Below are 16,278 nucleotides of genomic sequence, written 5' to 3' on the forward strand. Positions count from 1 at the left end.
AGATAATTATCGAGGATTGTGAATTCTTGTTAAGACGTCGCGCACCTGACACGTCTTGACAATACTCACGGTGCGTTTCCGATATCCTTGACTACGGTATTAATACGGTGTTCGAAGAGGAATGAATAACCAGACGTACCGGTTCGCGTACAACAAGCTTTGAGGGATGTTAGTCGCGGTCGAAGAAACTACGGCTGGAACGGGCAAGGCCAATCATGGGGAATCTACTGCCGGACGGCGCCGTTCAGCTGGAGGCCAGACCATTTCAGCGTTCGCACTATGTCCATGCGGCGTTTGCCGCGGCCATGCCCGATGGTGTTGCGAGTGACTGAAATTAACGTCAGTTAATCCGGAATATAACATGCATTTAACCAGCGACTTTGACCTCACGAAACGCTGGTTTCAGTGATTTGGCCGCAGCGTCCTTGTCACTACTCGCCTAGACGAGTGATTGCTGCCGGCAGATCATGCTTGCCAGTTTTTGCCTCGCAATGCCACATCAGTAAATCTTCTGGTCGATAGGCTGAAGATGCTTTCTGCATCAGTGTTGCCCATTCACGTCACGTTACAAAATCAAACTATTGGTTACCAATTGTTTCTGATAAATTGCGTGCGCGTTCGAGTACATCAGACAAATACAAATGAATAATCGTGCATACCGGCTTGTATATAGCAAGCCGCGGGGAATGCTGGTGGCCGTTGCGGAAACGGCTACGGGAACCGGCAAAGCGAAGAATGGTGAAACATCCGTTTCCGCTGCATGCGGCCGGAGGACCATCTGCGTGTTTGCGCTGCGGCATGCGTCCTTTGCGGCGCTGATGCTGCTTGGTGCGCTGCCGGTACTTGTCGACGCGCAGGTGGTGGCGGACCCCAATGCCGGCGCGAATCGCCCGACGGTGATCCAGACCGCGAATGGCATCGGGCAGGTGAACATTACCCGTCCCTCTGGCGCGGGGGTGTCGATCAACGGCTATACGCAGTTCGATGTGCCGAAGGCCGGCGTGATCCTGAACAACTCACCGACGATCGTCCAGACGCAGCAGGCTGGCTACGTCAACGGCAATTCGAACCTCCTGCCGGGCCAGGCGGCGAAGATCATTCTCAACCAGGTCAACAGTAACTCACCGAGCCAGTTGCGCGGCTACGTTGAGGTCGCGGGTAGCAAGGCCGAAGTCGTGATCGCGAATTCCTCGGGCCTCATTGTGGATGGCGCGGGATTCATCAACACCTCACGAGGCATCCTGACAACCGGTTCGCCGATCATCGGCGCAAACGGCAGCCTGAGTGGCTTCAATGTCACCGGTGGCCAGATCACGGTGCAGGGCGCTGGACTGAACGCGACGAACGTCGACCAGGTGGATCTCATCGCTCGCGCGGTGGCGGTCAATGCGTCGATCTACGCGAACAACCTGAACGTCGTGACGGGCGCCAACCAGGTCGATCACGGCACGCTCGCCGCCACGCCCATCGCTGGCAATGGTGCGACCCCGGGTGTGTCAATTGACGTGAGCCAGCTCGGCGGCATGTACGCCAATCGCATTTTTCTGGCATCCAATGAAAACGGCGTCGGTGTCTCGAACGCGGGCGTAATCGCTGCGCAGGCGGGCGACCTGACGCTCACGGCCCAAGGCCAGCTCGTGCTCTCCGGCAAAACGAATGCGAGCAGCAATATGGTGCTGTCCGCGCAGGGCGGCATCAGCAATAGCGGCACCACCTATGCACAGCAGTCCGTCACGGCCAGCACCGGTGGCACCTTGTCGAACAGCGGGACGCTCGCAGCACAGCAGGGTCTCACCGCCAACGCCGGCAGTGTCGTGTCGACCGGCACACTGGGCGCGGGGATCAATTCCGATGGCTCGATTGCTCAGTCTGGTGACCTGACGGTCATCGCGGGTGGCTCCCTTTCGGCAACCGGCCAGAACGCCGCCGGAGGCAACGCGAGCCTCCAGGGCGCAGCGCTGAACCTGGCAGGCAGCCAGACGTCGGCCAATGCGCCCTCGCATTGAAGGCGAGCGCTGGCGACCTGAATCTCACGAAGGCGACGACGACGGCGGGTGGCGCACTGTCGGCCAACGCGAGCGGCGCGCTGACCAACGATGCGGCTACCCTTTCCAGCCAGGGCGTAATGCAACTGGCCTCGGCGAGCCTCTCGGATGTTGGTGGGCAGATCGTGTCGCAGTCCACGCTCGATGTGCAGTCGGGCGGCTCAGTGAATAACCGTCAGGGTGTGATGCAGGCCGAGGGCCATGCTGGAATAAGCGCAGCATCGCTCGACAACACTGCGGGCCGCATCGTGTCGCTGAACGGCGACGGCCTGTCGGTCACTACGACCGGTGCGCTGGTGAACGCGGCGGGCACAACGGGTACTGGAGCGGCAGGCGGGGTGATCGGCAGCAACGGCGCACTCAACGTGTCGGCGGGCGCGATCTCGAATCAGGGGCAGCTCAATGCGACCGGCAGTGCGACCGTGCAGACCCAGTCGCTGGACAACCACGCCGGCAGCATCGTCGCGGGCAGCAGCCTCGGCACGACGATAGGCGGTGCACTCAACAACCAGAACGGCACGCTCTCGGGTTCCGCTACCACCATCTCGGCTGCATCGGCAGACAACACGGGCGGCACGATTGAGGGGGACCAGCTTGCGCTGTCCACGACCGGCAGTCTTGTCAATCGCGGCGGCAAGATCAGTCAGTACGGCAGCACCGATCAGCGTATTTCTGCAGGCAGTGCACTCGATAACACCGGCGGCACGATCGCGTCCAACGCGACGAACCTGAGCGTCTCGACACAGTCGCTCACGAACGACAGCGGGACGATCAAGCACGCCGGAACCGGTACCCTCAACGTGACGAGTAGCGGGAGCGTTTCCAACACGGCCGGCAACCTCGTCACGAACGGTGCGCTCGCTGTAACCGGCGGCACTGTGTCCAACCACGGGCAGATGAGTGCAAAGGGCAACGCCACGGTGTCCGCCCAGTCGCTCGACAACCATGCCGGTAGTATTGTCGCAGGCGGCAACCTGGGCGCGACCGTCATCGGCGCGCTGAATAACCAGAGCGGCACGCTCTCGGGGGCGAACACCACCGTGTCGGCCGCGTCGGCAGACAACACGGACGGCACGATCGAAGGCGACCAGCTTGCCCTCTCCACCACCGGGAACCTCATCAATCGCGGTGGCGGCAGTATCCGCCAGTATGGCAGCACCGATCAGACTGTTTCCGTCGGCGGCACGCTCGATAACGCGGGCGGCACGATTGCCACTAACGCAGCGAATCTCAATGTTTCGGCACAGACGCTAACGAACAACAGCGGCTCGATTCAGCACGCGGGCGCCGGCACACTGAGCGTCGTCACGTCCGGATCTCTGTCGAACACCAATGGGCAGATTGCGACCAATGGCGCGCTCATCGCACAGTCGGGAAGCGTTGATAACACCAACGGCAAGCTGAGCGCACAAGGCGTTGCGCAGATCAACGCGGCGTTGGGCATCGTCAACCGCAGCGGCACACTGTATGGTCAGACGGGGCTCGCGACGACGACTCAGGGTGCATTCGACAACACGTCGGGCTCAGCGCAGACAGCGGGCAACCTGTCGGTGACGGCGGGCGCACTCTCGAATGCGAACGGCACGATGTCTGCCAACGACGCGCACGGCACGGCGGCTGTCTCTGCCTCGTCCATCGACAATACCTCCGGCAAGCTCAAAAACGCGGGGGACGGCGCAACCACGGTAACGTCCTCGAGCGGCATCACGAACACCGGCGGCACGCTCGGCGGCAATGGCGACGTGACGGTGAACGCACAGCAGCTCACAAACACGGCAGGCGCACGGCTCGTCGGCGCGGGGGTCACGAACCTGAACGTAACGAACGGCGTGAACAACGCAGGCGGCACGATCTATGGCGGCACCGCGCTGAACGTCAACCAGTCCGGCGCCACTGTCACGAACGACGGCGGCATGATAGAAGGCGGCCAGAACGTATCGGCGCAGGTGGCATTGCTGTCGAACCAGGGCGGCACGATCCGGGCGAACCAGGACGTCACCGCAAGCGGCGCGATGACAGGCGACGGTACGATGACCGCCGGCCGCAACCTGTCGCTCAATGTCGCGGGCGACTACACCAACAATGCGGCGAACAGCCTGCACGCGGACGGCAACATGACGGTGTCCGCAACCGGTACGCTGACGAACGCCGGCACGCTCGCCGCGACCGGCGCACTCACGGCAAGCGGCGCAAACGTGGTCAACGCGGCCGGTGCGGACATCAACTCATCGTCAACTACGGTGACTGCAGCGGGCACGCTCACTAACGCGGGGCGCATCGAGGGCAATTCGGTCACCACGAACAGCGCGACGCTCGCGAACACCGGGACGGTGATCGGCAACACTGTGCAGGTCAATGCGACGGACGTGCAGAACAGCGGCGCCGCGGCGGCGATTGCGGCCGCGCAGGCCCTGAACATCTACGCGTCGAATTCGGTCACGAACTCGGACGGCGCGCTCATCTACAGCGGGGGCAGTCTCGCGATCGCGAAAGATGGCGTGCGCGACGGATCGGGGATGCTGGCGAATCAGACGGGAACGCTCACGAACAGTGCCGCGACGATCGAGGCGGCGGGCGACATCGACATCGCCGCGCATACGGTCAACAACGTGCGCACGGGCGTCGCGACGCAGGCGGGCACGGCACAGAACAGCGGCACGACCACGCTGACACTCTGGACCGCGGGTCTGTCGGTCGACGACCTTGCCTACTACCAGAGTTCGGTTTATCCGCAGTGGTACTGGAGCGCCGGGGCGATCGGTGGGGAGAGCATCGGTAGGTTGAGCACGCCGCTCACGGTCACCGTCCCGAAATCGCAGGTCACGAACCTCGATACGAACGCACAAACGCTGTCCTTTACGCAGCCGCTGACCGATACGTACGTCGCCGCGTCGAGCCCGCAGGTTCAGGTGTGCAACTCCCACGACTTCTGCCATTACCAGGGAGTCCCGCAGACGCGCAACATCACGAACAATGCGACGCAGTACTACAACAGCATTACTGACAATGGCAGCACGTACTCGATCACTCTCTGGCCGGACTACAACCCGAACACGAACATCCGTCCTGATCAGGTGAAAGTGCGTACCGATCTCGGTACGGACAGTCACGACTACGTCGAGATGTCGCGCACGTCGACGACGACCACTTCGACCGACCGGCTTTTGAACGCTGGCACGCAGGGTACCATCCAGGCGCAGGGCGCGATCCGTATCAACGCCGATGGCGGGGCCATCAACAACGAATCGTCGACGATGGCCGCGGGTGGCAATCTGGTGCGGCGTGCTACCGGCGGCAGCGTGAACGACACCGGCACGGTGCTGCAGCAGGCCGTCACGGCGGACACGCAATCGACCTACTTCTGGCATCAGAAGACCGGTAACAGTACCGACACGAAGGTCGTCGACGACGGCATCACGCAGAGCACGACAACCGTGGCCGCGTTGCCTGCGATCGCGACGTCGAACTGCGCAGTGCAGACGACGGCCGAGACGATCAATGTCGGCAGCGTGAACCGTGTGGGGCAAACAGTTGCTGGTTCGGGCGTGACGGGTGGCGACGCGACAGGTACGCAACTGGGCGGCGTGAACGGGCAGACTGCGGGCGTCAATACGGCGACCGGCGTGGGCGGTCTCACCGTGCGTCCGCAGACGCTCGGTGGCACATCGGGAGGCATCCCGAATCTGAAGCTGCCAGTGAACGGTCTGTTCACATACCAGACGGCGCCGGGCGCGACGTATCTTGTCGCAACCGATCCGCGTCTGACGACGTACACGAAATTCGTTTCGAGCGACTACATGCTCGGACAGCTCGGGCTGAACCCGCAGACCACGGAAAAACGCCTGGGTGACGGCTCCTATGAGGAGCAGCTCGTGATGAACCAGGTCACGCAGCTTACCGGGCGTACCTTCCTTGCGGGTTACTCGGACAATATGGATGAGTACACGGCGCTGATGAACAACGGCGTCGCGTATGCGAAGTCCTTTAGCCTCACACCCGGCATTGGCCTGTCCGACGCGCAGATGCAGCAGCTCACGACCGACATGGTGTGGCTCGTATCGCAAACCGTGACGCTGCCGGATGGTTCGCAGCAGACCGTGCTCGTGCCCAAGCTGTATCTGGCCAAGGGTGACACCGTCGACCTGCAGGATAGCGGCGCGATCGTCGCGGGCAACTCGGTGAGCCTGAACGCCACAGGCAACGTGAACAACAGCGGGCACATCGTCGGCGATGTGGCGACGACAGTGCTCGGCAACAACATCGTCAATAGCGGCGTGATCGGCAGCGGCGGCACGACGGTGGTATCCGCTGTGCAGGATGTGCGCAATGTAAGCGGCCGCATCGGCGGTGTGGACACGGTGGTGCAGGCTGGGCGCGACGTTGTCAACGAAACGGCGACGTCGAGTGTCTCGAACACGCTGCATGAAGGCGGTTTTACATCAAGCGCGTCTTCCCAGAGCGCACTGGCGACCGGCACGATCTCGGCGTCGAACAACGCGGTGGTGCTCGCGCAACGCGACGTGAATCTGGCCGGCGCTGCGATCCAGTCCGGCAACAGCACGTTCGTTGGGGCCGGCCGCAACATCAACCTGAGCACGACGACCCTCACCGCGACACAGGATGCGGGCACGAACGACGGGCTGAACGGCGGCCACGACAGCGTGACGAAGAATGTTGGCAGTTCCGTCACGACGGGCGGTAATCTGACCACGGTATCGGGTGGCAACACGACGCTCACCGATGCGACTGTGAAAGCCGGTGGCAACGCGGCGATGATCGCGGGCAACGACCTGACGGTGACGGCGGCAACCGACACGCATTCGCACAACGAGCAGTCGCTTGGCGGTCCACAGGCAAAGTACACGAGCTCAAGCTACGACGAGACCGCACAGGGCAGCAACCTGAACGCCAGTAATAACCTGACCCTCGGCGCCGGGCAGACGGCGACCGCCAGCGCGCTCCTGTCGCAGTATCAGGTCAGCGTGGCAGCGGGTGCGCCGACCGGCGGCGGCAATCTCGCGGTGCTGGGTTCGAGCGCGACGACCGGCTCGACGGCCGCTGACGGCAGTGTGAACGGTGGATCCACCACGCTCGCCGCGACGGGCAATGTGACGATCGGCGCGGTGACCGAAACGCACGATTCGCAGAGCTGGTCGCACAACGACCACTCCGGGTTCATGTCGAACGACAAGACCACCGACCAGAAGTCCTCGCATCAGGTGAATTCGGTCGGTTCGACAGTCGCGGGCGATACGGTGAGCGCGAATGCTGGTCACGACCTGACGGTGGCCGCCTCGACCGTCGCCTCGACGAACGACATGACGCTGTCGGCTGGTCACGACCTGACGGTTACGACTTCGCAGGACACCAGCCAGAGCAGCCATTTCCATGAGGAGCAGAAGTCAGGCCTGGGCGGCACGGGCGGTGCCGGTATCTCGTACGGCAGCAACGATACGAAGGACACGACACACGACAACTCGGTGACGCAGAACGGCAGTCTGGTCGGCAGCACGAACGGCAGCGTCTCGATGACGGCGGGCAACAATCTGCACATCACAGGCAGCGATGTGATCGCGGCGCAGGATGTGACGGGCAAGGCGGCCAATGTCACAATCGACGCGGCTACCGGCACTAGTCATCACGACGACACGCAAGAGACGAAGACGAGTGGCTTCACGCTCGGGCTGGGCGGCAGCGTCGGCGATGCGATCAATAGTGCGATCCAGCAGACCCAGGCGGCGAGCAGCAGTCAGGATGGACGCGCGAAGGCCCTGCACGCGATTGCCGCCGTGGGTAACGCCGGCAGCGCGGTTGGCTCACTTGCCGGCGGCGGCGCCCCGGACGTCAGCGTGCAGTTGAGCTATGGCACGAGCCAGACGAAGAATACCTTCACGGAAGACCAGACGACGCAGACCGGCTCGACCGTGAAGGCTGGCGGCACGGCGACTTTTATTGCGACGGGTGGAGGTGACCAGGGCAACCAGGCTGGCAACGGCAACGTGACGATTGCCGGCTCCGACGTGACCGCGAACAACGTGGTGCTCAATGCGAAGAACCAGGTCAATCTGGTCAACACGACGAATACCGATACGACGCGCAGCACGAACGAATCGAGCAGTGCGAGTGTGGGCGTTTCGTACGGCACCAAAGGCTTCGGCGTGTCGGCGTCGATGAGCAAGGCGCATGGCGATGCGAATTCGGATGCCGCGACGCAGAACAATACGCACGTCACTGCCACGAACAGTGTGTCGATCGTCTCGGGTGGCGATACGAACATCGTCGGCTCGGATGTAAGCGCCAACCGCGTGTCAGCCAACGTTGGCGGCAATCTGAACATCGCGAGCGTGCAGGACACCACGGTGAGCAGCGCGCATCAGGAAAGCACGAGCGGCGGATTCAGCATCAGCCAGGGCGGTGGCAGCGCAAGCTTCAGCAGCCAGCACGGCAGTGCGAACGGCAACTATGCGGCGGTGACCGAGCAGGCCGGGATTCAGGCGGGTTCCGGTGGTTTCGACGTCAACGTGAAGGGCAACACGGACCTGAAGGGCGCGTACATCGCTAGCGATGCCGATCCGTCGAAGAACACGCTCACCACGGGTACGTTGACGTACTCTGACATCCAGAATCATTCGGACTACAGCTCGTCGACAAGCGGCTTCAGCGCGGGTACGTCGGGTGTGATGCCGATGCTGGGCCAGTCGGCGAGCGGCAGTTCCAGTGCAACGACGAAGAGCGGCGTGAGCACGGGCACGATTGCCGTTACCGATTCTGCGAGCCAGAAGCAAGACGTCGCGAGCCTGAATCGCGACACGTCGAACCTGAATGGGACCGTGTCGAAGCTGCCTGACGTGAACACGGTGCTTGGCAATCAGACTGATGTGATGAACGCGGCCACTGCGGCAGCGGAAGCGGTCGCGAAGGACGTCGGTACATACGCCGACTACAAGCACAATGCCGCGCTTGACGGCGCGAAGGCGGCGAACGCGCTTGGCGACACTGATGCGGCGGCGCAATACAAGCAAGATGCAGCGGACTGGGCGGAAGGGGGCGCGGATCGCGTCGGTATGCACATTGTGGCGGGTGCCGTGCTTGGTGGACTCGGTGGTGGCAGCTTTGGCAGTGCGCTCGGCGGTGCAGCCGGTGCGGGTGTGTCATCGGCGATGGCAGGCAAGCTGAACGATCTCAGCCAGTCCATCGTTGATGCGAACCCGACCGGTAATGCGATTGCAAACAACATGCTTGGGAACATCCTGACGAACGCGCTTGCCGGCGCGGCTGGCGGGCTGGTCGGTGGCAATGCCGGTGCATTCTCCGCGTCGAATTCGGATATGTACAACCGCCAACTCGATTCGCGAGGCAAGGAGGAGGCTCTTGCCAGGAAGCTGGCAGGCTTGAGCAATGGCCAGTACACCGTACAACAGATGGCCGACATGCTGCGATTGGCGGGGATCAAGGGCAGTTCGATTGCACCGGACTCGGTTGCGACCGTGAATGTCGCTAATGCGGGTGCCGTGTACGACAATCCGTCGACGGGTGATTCGGGCTCGCAGTTCATGTACGATGGCAAATCAACCATTGGCACGCAGGCGTTACCGACCGCCAACGCGGACGCGATCCAGTTCATCATCGGCCAGACGGGGGGCAAGAATTCCCCGTACTACTGGAGCACGGCAGATATGACTCCAGCGCCCGTGTACTCGAGCACGCCGATCGACTATGGGTCACAAATTGGCCCGCATGGAGCAGGATATTTCTCCTGTGCGAGCACTGACTGTCTGGTCTATAACGCCAACGTTGATCCGAATAACCCGGGCACGCAGGCGATGTATCGGAGTGAGAATACTGCGCTGCTCGTCGGTGGGACGGTCTTGACCGGCGTAGCAGGTCTAGTTGCGCCGGAAGCTGCTATTGTGATCGCCGCGGCAAACAATGGCATGCGTACATATTCGGGCGCCGCTGGTGCAGCGGTCAATGCGGCCTCTCAGGGCATCCAGATCTTCAAAGACCCCACTAAGGAGTTTGATTTTGTTGATACGGGCAGCGCGTTCGCGACCAACTATGCCACGTACGGTACCAGTGTCGCAGTCACTGTCGGCGCTACTGTAGCGACGTCTGTCGCAGCCGACCTGTTGGTTAAGCCTGTGACGAACAGCAATCCACCTAGTAAGGGAGACGCAATTGCAAATGCCGGCACGAACGCGGTGTCGAGTGCTGCTGGCTATGCGATCGGCGATGCTGTAGGGGAGACGGCTGGCCCGTTTGTGGGAGCGGGCGTATCAGAACTCCTTAACTGGGGAAGTGGTGCTATGCAGAATTATGTTTCCCCGTCGAAGACAGAGAGGAAATAGATCTATGCGAAAACGTTTGACCATCTGGTGTCTTCTAACAAGCGCGATTTCTATCGCGGTCCTTTTGTTACTGCCGCTAAAAATCGCCGCGGGCCACTATTTGGGCGGCCACCCGTGGCCTAACTTGGCTGCTCTTTCGTTCCGCGATGTGTTGTCTTTGCTCGGCGAACTTGTGCTACTGGCTGGCCTAGTTTCCTTTTTTATCGTGCTTGGTAACTGGTTTTGGCCGGACAAATTCCCGCTCCGCGCGAGATTCGGGCGCAAGGATGACTAACATGTACAACCGCCAGCTTCCTGGCAAGAAGGAGGCCCTTGCTAGGAAGCTGGCAGGCTCGAGCAATGGCCAGTGCACCGTACAACAGATGGCCGATATGTTGTGGCTGGCGGGTGTCAAAGGCAACTCGATAACACCGGATTCGATTGCGACCGTGAATGTCGCTAATGCGGGTACCGTGTACGACAACCCGTCCGCGGGCGAGCCAGAACGAGTCAGAGCGATTCCGTTTGTCAGCAAGATACCAGGAGTAAAGCCATGATCGATCTTCAATCCGGGAAAGTAAGGTTCGATGACGGATTTGAAGTCTCGTGTGCGACGACAATCGCGCAGCTTGAACGCTCTGTCTCAACGAAGCGGTCGCCGGCGACACCAGACCATACCCAGCTAAGCATCGGTGCCCACATTTCCGGGCAGAGAACTTGGGGGGTGGGCGCGATTTTTTTTCGTGAACGGTTAAAGCAAATTTGGCTTCAGTGTCTTAACGCCGATGGCGTTGATCCTGACGCTTGGGACATAGGAAACGAAAAAGCAAGAAAGAAGTTTCATGATGAATTTCTGATGGTCGCATGTTTCGGGAAGAGTGTCCTTGAAACATCTCCGGCTTCTTTGGGGTGGGCGTTTTCGTGGGGGAAGATCTCCTCGGTCATCGACATGCGTGGGGTGCAGGCATTGATCGTTGTCGACTATTGACAGTGCTGAGCGAATATATTTGGTCGTTTTATGTATTCACTTGCGCCTAATCGCTGTTCTGCTGTTGGCGTGGCTTTTTCAAATGGTTTAATCCAATCGCTGCAGATGGCGTCCAGGAAATGCTGAGCGGTGGCTATAACGGTGCGACGAGTGCGCTATCTCCACCCACTGCTAAGACAAAGAAATGACAAAGACAGTCATAAGAGTCTTCTTGCTTGGATGGTTATGGCTAACAATCAAGCTGATCTTTGCTGGCGTCGTCGGAACGGCAATTATGATTTTGGTTACCGAGCGGACCCTTGATTTTCACCATCGATCATTCGGAATGGTCTTTTTGCTATATTTTGTTCCAGGCTCCCTTGCGGCGTTCTTCGTACGACTAGGCATCTTGCTCGAAGGAAAATAATTCGGATCTGTATAGCCGTCAATTGCACCCGACGGAAGCGCAAAGGTCGCGCAGCTATGGCATCAGTCTCTGAGTGGAAGAGACTTTGGCATGGAAAACGGACCCAAAAACTCAGTGGCGAGAGGGCGTTTCATGTGAGTGAGCGGCATCAATGACGAGGCAATGACCGTCGTTTTCGCGCAGTACGAGGGGTTGGATTTCAACGGTACTTTATCTGTCGCATCGAGGGAGCTATTGAAAATTGTGGAAGCACGATGACACGTAACTTGTCACTCTTCATCCGTGTTCTGACGGCAGGCGGCATCTTCGCCCTCACTGCCGGTTGCACACCCTCACATTACGTCACAACTGCGGCTCCAGACTATCAGCCGCAAGTTTCGGCTCGTGTGCGTATCCAGTCGGGCAATGACCTGCAAGCTGCTTCGTTCAGAGTGGGTGCGTGCTATTCGAATGGTTGGCAGGGCGACCCGCAGCGGGTCAGCGTCGACGACGGTTTCTGGGCGCGCTACAAATACTCGTCACGCAGCGTTGTGATTGGCATGCCACAGAGTCCCCGACCATGGATGCGGATCGAGGGTCTGCGTTTCAAGGACATGATCCGGGAATACGTCGTTCCGGCTGGGCAGCCGATCACGTTATCGCTGAGTACAGCCGGCGACGTAGGCAGCAGCAAGTACGGTGGTTATTCGTGGTCCTGCAAGCCGCACGAGATGACCTTCACGCCGATCGCAGGGCAGGATTACGACGTGTACTTGGCTTTGCAGGAAGAAGGACGCAAGTCACATGGCTGTTCGATCGAGGTTCACCACATCGATGCCAGTGGACTGGACGAACCAGTGCAAACGCATTACGCACCTAAATGTCCGTCGTCTGACGCAGAGGCCGCGACAAAACGGGGGCCGTAAAAAGCGCCAAGCAGTCAGATCAATAATAACCAGTAGAGAAAAAGACCAATGCAACACTTACGCGTTGCGATAGCACTGTCGGCAGGACTGACGGTGACAGCTTTCGGCGCTTCGGCGCAAACGTCGCCGCCTTCGCCCGATTTCGCAAATGCCGCACGCAGCGCGGCACAGCAACAGCAACTCATCGAGCAGCAGCGTCAGGCGCAAGAACGCGCTCAGACCGTCAATGCGCCTGCCGTCCGATCAGGCACACCCAATGCCACAGGCTGGCCTGATCTGCCGATCGAGGCGCCGTGCTTCCGCATCCAGTCATTCGTCCTGGACGTACCGGCGACGTTGCCCGATGCCGTTCGTGCGCAAGGTGACTCGGCGCTGCCGCAGGACCGTTTTGCCTTTGCCCGTGAATGGCTTGATCACTATAGCGGTCAATGCGTCGGCAAACAGGGGGTGGATCTGATCGTCAAGGGCCTCTCGCAGGTGATTCTCAGCCGAGGCTACATCACCACGCGCGTGCTTGTCCCGGAGCAGGACCTGTCGAAAGGAACGTTGCGCCTCTCGCTCGTGCCCGGTGTCATTCACCAATTACGCTTTGCCGACGCCGCGACGCGTGGCACGTGGAAGTCGGCATTTCCGGCACGCGGCGGCGACCTGCTCAACCTGCGCGATCTTGAACAGGGGCTTGAGCAGATGAAGCGCGTCGCGAGTCAGGACGTTGATATGCAGGTCGTGCCGACCGAAACGCCTGGTGAGAGTGATGTCGTAATTACCGTGAAGCGCACGAAGCCGTGGACGGCCGTCGCCTCGATCGACAACTCCGGCCAACGCGCGACGGGCAAACTGCAAGGGAATCTGTCGCTTGGCATCGACAACCCGCTCGGGCTGAACGACATATTCAACGTCGGGGCGAATCAGGATCTTGAATTCGGGGATAAGCGCCTGGGTTCGCACGGCTGGAACGGTTCGTATTCGATCCCGTGGGGTTACTGGACTGCCACGCTATCGGCTAACTCCAACACCTACTACCAGCAGATCGCGGGTGCGAACCAGACTTTCGTCTCGAGCGGCAATTCGCAGACGGCAGGACTCAGGCTCACGCGCGTGCTTCGCCGCAGCCAGGACGACGTGTTCGGCTTCGAGGCCCAACTGACCAAACGTTGGGGCGCCAGCTTCATCGAAGACACCGAAATTCCGCAGCAGCACCGCGACAACACGTTCGTCGAAGCCGGACTGACCGACCGTCACTACTTCGGGGCGGCGCAGTTCGACGGCACACTCGCGTACCGGCAGGGCATCGGCTGGCTAGGTGCGATGCCCGACACGTCGGGCGACGGTCCGACGTACCGTTTTCACATGGCGGTGCTTGACGCAAACCTCTCGGTGCCGTTTGCGATCGCGAACCAGAACCTGCGTTACGTGACGACCTTTCATGGGCAGTTCACCAACGACACGCTGAACTATATTGACGACCTGACCATCGGCAGCCGCTACACCGTGCGCGGTTTCGACGGTGAGACGATGCTCGCGGCCGAACGTGGCTTCTACTGGCGCAACGAGATGCAGGTTCCGATTGGACAGACGGGGCAGTCCGTGTACGCAGGGATTGACTACGGTCACGTGTTCGGTCCCAACACGGCATTCCTGGCAGGCACGCAGCTCGCGGGCGCCGTCGTCGGTTTGCGCGGCAGTGTGTCGAGCCATTTCGGTGCGCTCGGTTATGACGTGTTCGCAGGGACACCGTTGTACAAGCCAGCCACCTTCAATACAGCGCGCGTCACGTTGGGATTCCAGCTGACCGCCCAGTTCTGATGCGTTCCCGAGTGCCGCTGCCGCGTCTGGTTTCTCCGCTTCGCGGTGCTGGGCAAGATCCCTTTTATCAACGTCAACCTCTCACGACGACTATCAAGTGACTTTCATTACTCGTTGAGGACGTAGCAAAAAGCTTCTTACGATTGCACGCGGGCATCGTTTAGATCGGTCGGCATGAAAAAACGGTGGCGCGGCCGAAGCGCAATGTTTTTCCGTGTGGCTGTTCTTGCAGACGTTTTCTTCACCGCTTCGTTTATGTCCGACGTAAACCGTCCAGGCGAATACAATTCGCCAGGTACTTGGGCGGATACTGAGAGTTTTAAAACGAAGGCTGGCTTGCCTTTCCCGACGACTTTGGCGATTTTGCCTTCGACGCCGTCGGCAACAACAATGCACGGAGGACAAATGTCGAAGCGCGTGTTGTTTGCGGTTTTGCTCCTGACGCTCGGCGTGATCGGGCAGTGTGCGGCCGCGCAGTCCATGATCGAACTCAGGATAGGCGGCAAGACCCAGTCGTTTAGCCAAGGGGCGCTGCTGGCGCGTCCGGATGCCGCTGAGATTCACGTTCCGGTAGATGTGGCCTACGGTACGTCGACGACCTATCGCGCAGTGCCGCTGGCCGACCTGCTCGGCGGCGCGACGTTGCCCACGGACAGCGTGCTCGAGGCACGTGCGACTGACGGCTTCGCCGCGCAACTGCCGATGGACCTCGTGCGCAATCGTGATCCTGCGAAAGCCGTCGCATGGCTCGCGGTCGAGGACCCGGCTCAGCCGTGGCCGAAGCTGCCGGGCAAGCCGGTCAGCGCCGGACCGTTTTACCTGGTATGGATCGGCAGGGAAGCGGCATCCGTGCGCAGCGAACAGTGGCCTTACCAGATCGCGCAACTTGCTACGCAACCCTCGCCATCCGCGCGTTGGCCGGTGCTCGGCGTCGATCCGATGCTGCCGGCAACCGATCCGGTTCGCGCGGGCCAAAGCCTGTTCATCACCCAGTGTCTTGCCTGTCATCGGCTCAACCATGCGGGCAGTGCGGACACCGGCCCCGACCTCAACGTGCCGATGAATCCAGTCGAATACTTCCAGCCCGCTGCATTGCGCCGCTACATTCGCAATCCCGCATCGGTTCGAGACTGGCCCGGCCGGACCATGCCCGCTTTCCCGCAGGATCAACTGAGCGATCGCGAGATCGATCTGATCATCGCTTATCTTGCGTACATGGCACAGCGGAAGGTTGGACCGTAACCCACTACGAAAAGCGCTGCGGCCAAACTTGTTTGCGTGAGGCGAACTCCTCAAATCAGCTTGTCCAATGTGATCGGGAGGCTGCGGACCCGTTTGCCGGTAGCGTGATAGACCGCATTCGCCACCGCTGCCGCCAGCCCCGTCACGCCAATTTCGCCGATGCCGCGGGCGCCAAACTCACTGAGGTGATAGTCAGGGTAGTCCAGCAGAATGACGTCGATTTCCGGCTGATCCGCATGCACAGGCACCACATACTCGGCGTAGTTGTTATTCGCGGGCAGCCCGCTGCGCGGATCGAATTCGGCCGCTTCGAACATCGCCATGCCGATCCCCATCACGATGCCAGCTTCAACCTGATTGCGCGCCGCGAGCGGATTGACCACCTTGCCGACGTTTATTGCACTGACGACCCGCGCCACGCGCAGGCGTGAAATGCCGGGATCCCAGCGGACTTCCACAAAATGCACGCCATGAATGAAAACAAAACGTAATAAAAATATTTCCAAATATTTCTAAAGTACTCGTTAGTAACGTCGTTATTCGTCTTACGAATTCTGCG

Annotated in this window: 9 protein-coding genes; 8 read left to right on the plus strand and 1 reads right to left on the minus strand. The window is 60.4% G+C overall.

Features of this window, described 5'->3' with window-relative positions:
* Positions 1-641: 641 nt before the first annotated feature.
* The 8 genes from P3T25_RS38975 to P3T25_RS39010 all read left to right on the plus strand — a co-directional run bounded on the left by P3T25_RS38975 (position 642) and on the right by P3T25_RS39010 (position 15,719).
* The gene (locus P3T25_RS38975) at positions 642-2,006 is read left to right on the plus strand and encodes a filamentous hemagglutinin N-terminal domain-containing protein (RefSeq protein WP_429362453.1); all 1,365 of its coding nucleotides are present in this window, start codon (positions 642-644) and stop codon (positions 2,004-2,006) included.
* Positions 2,003-10,393: a hemagglutinin repeat-containing protein gene (locus P3T25_RS38980; RefSeq protein WP_429362455.1), complete on the plus strand. Its 8,391-nt coding sequence runs from the start codon at positions 2,003-2,005 to the stop codon at positions 10,391-10,393. The genes P3T25_RS38975 and P3T25_RS38980 overlap by 4 nt, the downstream gene beginning before the upstream one ends.
* A 4-nt stretch (positions 10,394-10,397) precedes the next feature.
* Positions 10,398-10,667, plus strand: a complete 270-nt coding sequence (locus tag P3T25_RS38985) for a hypothetical protein (RefSeq protein ID WP_171928124.1) — start codon at positions 10,398-10,400, stop codon at positions 10,665-10,667.
* Position 10,668: 1 nt separating this feature from the next.
* Positions 10,669-10,929 (plus strand): hypothetical protein, encoded by a 261-nt coding sequence (locus P3T25_RS38990; RefSeq protein ID WP_154565538.1) that lies wholly within the window; start codon positions 10,669-10,671, stop codon positions 10,927-10,929.
* Positions 10,926-11,360 carry a hypothetical protein gene (locus P3T25_RS38995; RefSeq protein WP_154565539.1) on the plus strand — a complete coding sequence of 145 codons (435 nt, stop codon included), beginning with the start codon at positions 10,926-10,928 and terminating at the stop codon, positions 11,358-11,360. Before P3T25_RS38990 ends, P3T25_RS38995 begins: the two co-directional genes overlap by 4 nt.
* A 660-nt stretch (positions 11,361-12,020) precedes the next feature.
* Positions 12,021-12,671 carry a hypothetical protein gene (locus P3T25_RS39000; RefSeq protein WP_429362458.1) on the plus strand — a complete coding sequence of 217 codons (651 nt, stop codon included), beginning with the start codon at positions 12,021-12,023 and terminating at the stop codon, positions 12,669-12,671.
* Between the two features lie 48 nt (positions 12,672-12,719).
* Positions 12,720-14,477 (plus strand): ShlB/FhaC/HecB family hemolysin secretion/activation protein, encoded by a 1,758-nt coding sequence (locus P3T25_RS39005; protein WP_171928125.1) that lies wholly within the window; start codon positions 12,720-12,722, stop codon positions 14,475-14,477.
* Between the two features lie 405 nt (positions 14,478-14,882).
* The gene (locus tag P3T25_RS39010; protein ID WP_171928126.1) at positions 14,883-15,719 is read left to right on the plus strand and encodes a c-type cytochrome; all 837 of its coding nucleotides are present in this window, start codon (positions 14,883-14,885) and stop codon (positions 15,717-15,719) included.
* Between the two features lie 50 nt (positions 15,720-15,769).
* On the opposite strand, the gene P3T25_RS39015 is transcribed toward P3T25_RS39010, so the two are convergent.
* A complete protein-coding gene (locus tag P3T25_RS39015) occupies positions 15,770-16,225 on the minus strand; it encodes a molybdopterin cofactor-binding domain-containing protein (RefSeq protein ID WP_233468981.1) in 456 nt (151 codons plus the stop codon).
* Positions 16,226-16,278 lie beyond the last annotated feature (53 nt).

The sequence above is a fragment of the Paraburkholderia sp. GAS32 genome (assembly GCF_050434225.1).
In the GTDB taxonomy this organism is placed as follows: Bacteria; Pseudomonadota; Gammaproteobacteria; order Burkholderiales; family Burkholderiaceae; genus Paraburkholderia; species Paraburkholderia madseniana.

Coding starts and splice junctions, on each gene's coding strand:
- P3T25_RS38975 (WP_429362453.1), top strand. CDS start 642: ATGAATAATCGTGCATACCGGCTTGTATATAGCAAGCCGCGGGGAATG.
- P3T25_RS38985 (WP_171928124.1), top strand. CDS start 10,398: ATGCGAAAACGTTTGACCATCTGGTGTCTTCTAACAAGCGCGATTTCT.
- P3T25_RS38990 (WP_154565538.1), top strand. CDS start 10,669: ATGTACAACCGCCAGCTTCCTGGCAAGAAGGAGGCCCTTGCTAGGAAG.
- P3T25_RS38995 (WP_154565539.1), top strand. CDS start 10,926: ATGATCGATCTTCAATCCGGGAAAGTAAGGTTCGATGACGGATTTGAA.
- P3T25_RS39000 (WP_429362458.1), top strand. CDS start 12,021: ATGACACGTAACTTGTCACTCTTCATCCGTGTTCTGACGGCAGGCGGC.
- P3T25_RS39005 (WP_171928125.1), top strand. CDS start 12,720: ATGCAACACTTACGCGTTGCGATAGCACTGTCGGCAGGACTGACGGTG.
- P3T25_RS39010 (WP_171928126.1), top strand. CDS start 14,883: ATGTCGAAGCGCGTGTTGTTTGCGGTTTTGCTCCTGACGCTCGGCGTG.